The sequence below is a fragment of the Arthrobacter sp. SPT-J7 genome, assembly GCF_059089965.1.
The window spans coordinates 1-3,651 of sequence record NZ_JBNHFF010000284.1 but is presented as its reverse complement, the minus strand read 5'-3'; the positions used below and the strand labels follow the sequence as shown (position 1 = coordinate 3,651).

Annotated in this window: 4 protein-coding genes; 2 read left to right on the top strand and 2 right to left on the bottom strand. The window is 65.2% G+C overall.

Annotated elements, in window-relative coordinates:
• Window positions 1-1,356 (top strand): N-acetylglucosamine-6-phosphate deacetylase (locus AC5RWX_RS31395; protein ID WP_494100105.1); only part of this gene is annotated, 1,356 nt, incomplete at its 5' end.
• A gap of 68 nt (window positions 1,357-1,424) precedes the next feature.
• On the opposite strand, the gene AC5RWX_RS31390 is transcribed toward AC5RWX_RS31395, so the two are convergent.
• On the bottom strand, window positions 1,425-2,312 hold the full coding sequence (locus tag AC5RWX_RS31390; protein WP_494100104.1) for a Rieske (2Fe-2S) protein: 888 nt from the start codon (window positions 2,310-2,312) through the stop codon (window positions 1,425-1,427).
• Window positions 2,313-2,440: 128 nt separating this feature from the next.
• Window positions 2,441-2,740, bottom strand: a complete 300-nt coding sequence (locus AC5RWX_RS31385) for a putative quinol monooxygenase (RefSeq protein ID WP_494100103.1) — start codon at window positions 2,738-2,740, stop codon at window positions 2,441-2,443.
• Window positions 2,741-2,994: 254 nt separating this feature from the next.
• Here AC5RWX_RS31385 and AC5RWX_RS31380 point away from each other — a divergent pair, with 254 nt between their 5' ends.
• The gene (locus AC5RWX_RS31380; protein WP_494100102.1) at window positions 2,995-3,408 is read left to right on the top strand and encodes an Hsp20/alpha crystallin family protein; all 414 of its coding nucleotides are present in this window, start codon (window positions 2,995-2,997) and stop codon (window positions 3,406-3,408) included.
• Window positions 3,409-3,651: the final 243 nt, after the last annotated feature.

The following is a 3,651-nucleotide window of genomic DNA, read 5'->3' as shown; positions in this document are numbered from 1 at the left end:
TCCACCGAGGCGGCCAGGGCGACGCCGCTGATCCCATACTTGCTGCCAAGATGGCAGCAACGCTTTCAGCAGGAGGGTGACGACTTTATGGGCGAGGAACTGATACTCCGGGGCCGCATCGTGTCCGGAAGCATGGACATCGAGGACGGCCTGATGGCGGTCGACGGCGGATACATCACTTACGCGGGGCCGGCGTCGGGCTTCCCCGGGGAAGCTGCAGGAGACATCAGTGCACCAGGGGGGAGCGCCGCCGGAAAAAGTTCGGGGCACATCCTGATGCCGGGCCTGGTGGACCTGCACTGCCATGGCGCCCATGGGTGGGACTTCTCCGATGGTTCAGTCGAGGGTGCCCGTGCCGCTTCCCGCTACCTGCATGGCCGGGGCACCACCACCCTGCTGGCCAGCCTTGTCACGGCAGCGCCTGCGGATCTGCTTCGCAACCTCAAGGCACTGCGCACGGTCACGGAGGAGGGGCTGGTTGCCGGGTCGCACCTGGAAGGTCCCTTCCTCTCAGCCGGGCAGTGCGGAGCGCATGACCCCTCACTGCTGCTGGAACCTGATTCGGGGTTGGTGGACGAACTGCTCGAGGCGGCAGGCCCTTCCCTGGCCTCCATGACGCTGGCCGCCGAGCTTCCGGGCGCCGGCGCGCTGGTGGACCTGCTCGCTGCCCGCGGCGTCATTCCGTCGCTGGGGCACACTGCAGCGGATCACCCGGCCGCCGCCTCGTTCCTGGATCGAGCTGCTGCCGGACTTTCATTGGCGCCTGCGCTTTCCGAGGATCCACGCCTTGCCGCGGCCTCCAAAGACCGGCGCCCAACAGTCACGCATCTCTTCAACGCGATGCCCAGCCTGCACCACCGCTCCCCCGGCCCTGTCTCCGCCTGCCTCAGCGCCGCCCGCGCCGGGAACGCCGTCGTGGAACTCATTGCCGACGGCGTCCATTTGGCTCCCGAGGCAGTGCAGACAGTGTTTGCGCTGGTGGGAGCGGACAACATTGCGCTGGTTTCCGACTCCATGTCTGCCACCGGCCTGCAGGACGGCCAATACCAGCTGGGCGCCTTGGCCGTGACGGTTGATGGAAGCGTGGCCCGCGTGGACAGTACGGGCGCGATCGCCGGCGGGACGGCCACCCTCCTGGACGTTGTCCGCTCCGCTGCTAAAGCCGGCGTTGCGATGAGGGACGCCATCACGTCAGCGACTGCAGTCCCGGCGGCGGTCCTGGGACTGTCGCGGCAGGCGGGTGACCTGCGGGCAGGGATGCCGGCCGACGTCGTGGTGGTGGACCCCCAACTGAACCTGGCAGGAGTCCTGCGCCGGGGCGAATGGGTGACGGAGCTGCAGCAGCAGCCCGTCTAGCCGCAGTCGTGGCTCGACATGGGCGTACGAGGTAACTCCATGCAACTCATTCAGCCGCGCCGAAATACCTAGTCAGCGCCGGGAAGATTCACTTCCACCAGCCCACCGGTGACGCGGATTTCAAACCTCGGCTGCCTGGCGGTGGCCGGCCCTGCCTGCACCTCTCCGGTCCGCAGTGAGAAGGTGCTGCCGTGCCACGGGCAGACTACGCACGGGTTGCCTCCGTCGTTAGGGCTGCGGCCCTTCAGCTTGCCCTCGTGAAGCGGACCGGAGAGGTGGCTGCAGACGTCGGACAGTACGTTGACCGTCTGCGCCTCCCTGAATACAAGCAACGGGAGTCCGGCCACCACCCGCTTGTGGAGCTTCCCTTCCGGCAGGTCCTCCAACGGAGCGAGGGCCTGCCACCCACTGGGGAAGCGGTGCGGAATGTCCTCGCTGTGGTTCACGCCGGCCGCCTGGCGGTAGCTGAGATGGCCGCCCAGGAAGCCGCCAAAGCTGACGACTCCCAAGCCCATGCAGGCGAGCACCTTGCCTGCGCCCTGCTTCCCGCTTGCCCGCGCCACCAGCGAAGCACTGTAGAGACTAACGGCGGTAATGTTGGCTGCCGCATGGACCAGGCCCACCCGCTGCTGCTGGCTGTGCAGCTGAGACCAGTCCATGAAGCCTGCCACTGCGGAAGGCACAGCGGAGGCAGTTCCAACGCCGATCAGCAGCGTTGCTGCCCGGTCGTTGCCCGGCAGGGTATCGAGGACGGCAGCGGAAATCCATGAACCCAAGGGAACCTGCACAGCGAGAGGATGAACCGGGTGACCGATGGGCACTCCATGCAGGATGTCGCGGGCCCACTGCGGACGGATCGTGCGTTTTACTACTTTCCGGACCTTCTTGGCCACGGGATCGAGCCACTCGGCATCTTCCAGGCGGGCAACAAGTTCAAGTGCAGGCAGCGGTTTCATGTGAGTCCTTTACCCCGTTCGTCAAAGTCCAGTCGATTGTCCAGGTCCAGCCGATGCCCGAGAGCCTAGCTGCTGGCGCGTGCGAGGGACAGGGGTGTGCGCCTGCAGCTCCACACAATGCGCGCGGTTCAGCGCAGCGGCGACCCCAGCACGGTGAATTGGTTGCCGCCCATCTCACCGGACAGCAAGGGCATCGCCTCGGCGATGGCCGCCCGCACACTGTCCAGCTGAAGTGAGGCCCGGTGCGCTTCCGGTGATTCCCACAATTCAGAGACAAACACCGTGTCCGGCACCTCGTCATTGACGCCCACCTCGTACAGCAGGCAGCCTGCCTCCTTCAGCCCGGCCATGGGCCGGAGCAGGATGGACACGACAGCGTCGCGCTGGCCGGGCCTGGTTCCGAGACTTCCCACATTCGCAAAGGTCATGGAGACAGTCTGCAGTATTGGGACGACAAGAAGCGGAATCGCCGCTTAGACGTAGAAAGTTTGTTGAGAGGCGTGATGCAGCCGCCCCGCTTGGGTAATTTATTGGTGGCAAAAGAGTCGGCCACTTAGCAGTTGAGAGAGCCACTTCCATGAAGAGGCCCCTGCACAAGGGGCCGCCACAGCGGGCCGGCACCGCGGAAGCCCGGGGTCCGGTCCGTGCGTCACGCATTATCTGATCGAAAGGAGTCATGGGCATGAACAACAGCATTCTCCGGCGGACAGGTTCGGACATTGCCGAACCCCTCCGGCGCTTCTTTGAAGGAGACCTTGATCCGTGGCTCCGGACCGAGGAGTACAAGGAAAACGGAACGCTGGTGGTCAAGGCCGAAGTTCCCGGCATCGACCCGGACAAGGACGTGGACATCACCTTGACCGGGGACCAGTTGCGCATTACGGTCCGGCACGAGGAGAAATCAGAGCACACAGGCAAGGAAGGGTACCGCTCGGAATTCCGCTACGGCACCTTCTCCCGCTCCATCACCCTCCCCGGTGCTGCTGACCAGACCGAGGTGAAGGCCACCTACAGGGACGGCATTCTCGAAGTCCGCGTGCCGCTGCCGGACCAGGAAGGCGCCGCGAAGCGGAGGATCCCCATCATCCGCGGATAGCATTACGACGGCGGTGCACAGCCGCCGTCGTAATTCACGCCTTGCGCTCACGGGGCCAGCGCTTTCGTCCCGTTCAGCTTTGCCCCGCCTCGACCTGCCCAGCGCAGGACTGCAAGGACTGCCCTGTCCCCCTCCTCACCTATGTCACACCCCTGTGGTTGGATGGAGTTCTCTTATCGGGGATGGAGGCGGACATGGAAGTGTGGACGGGGGATCCCTATCCGCTGGGCGCCACCTATGACG

Bases quoted from the DNA above. Each gene is read 5' to 3' on its own strand.
- AC5RWX_RS31390 (WP_494100104.1), bottom strand. From the start codon at position 2,312: ATGAAACCGCTGCCTGCACTTGAACTTGTTGCCCGCCTGGAAGATGCC.
- AC5RWX_RS31385 (WP_494100103.1), bottom strand. From the start codon at position 2,740: ATGACCTTTGCGAATGTGGGAAGTCTCGGAACCAGGCCCGGCCAGCGC.
- AC5RWX_RS31380 (WP_494100102.1), top strand. From the start codon at position 2,995: ATGAACAACAGCATTCTCCGGCGGACAGGTTCGGACATTGCCGAACCC.